Origin of the sequence: Ramlibacter aquaticus (assembly GCF_015159745.1) — a bacterium.
GTDB lineage: Bacteria > Pseudomonadota > Gammaproteobacteria > Burkholderiales > Burkholderiaceae_C > Ramlibacter > Ramlibacter aquaticus.
This window is the reverse complement of the sequence record NZ_JADDOJ010000199.1, coordinates 1-436: the sequence shown is the minus strand read 5'-3', so window position 1 is coordinate 436 and position 436 is coordinate 1. Positions and strand designations below refer to the sequence as shown.

Here is a 436-nt window from a genome sequence, read left to right as displayed (position 1 = left end):
GAACAAGGTGCCTGTGATGTCTATTGCTTTAAAAAAATCGTTGGCTTGTTCAGCAGCATTGCTGGTCGCGCCTTATGCTTCTGCCGCGTTCGTGGAAGACTTCAAAGGCAGTCTCGAACTTCGTAACTTCTACTATAATCGCGATTTTCGCAATGATGGCGCCACTCAGTCCAAGCGCGATGAGTGGGCGCAAGGCTTTATTTTGAACTTGCAATCGGGTTTTACAGAAGGGCCCGTGGGCTTCGGTATTGATGCGATGGGCTTGCTGGGGGTGAAGCTTGATTCCAGCCCGGACAGAACGGGATCAGGGCTGCTGGCCTACGATTCCGACAGGCAGGTTGAGGATGAATACGGTAAGTTCGTGGCCACCGCCAAAGCAAGGATGGGTAAGACGGAGTTGAGGATAGGGGGGGTAAACCCTCTGATGCCTCTGCTC

At 52.8% G+C, this 436-nt stretch carries 1 protein-coding gene; it reads left to right on the top strand.

Annotation, left to right across the window (positions count from 1 at the left end):
• Positions 1–16: 16 nt before the first annotated feature.
• On the top strand, positions 17–436 hold a 420-nt coding region (locus IM725_RS20105; RefSeq protein ID WP_193782406.1), incomplete at its 3' end, for an OprD family outer membrane porin.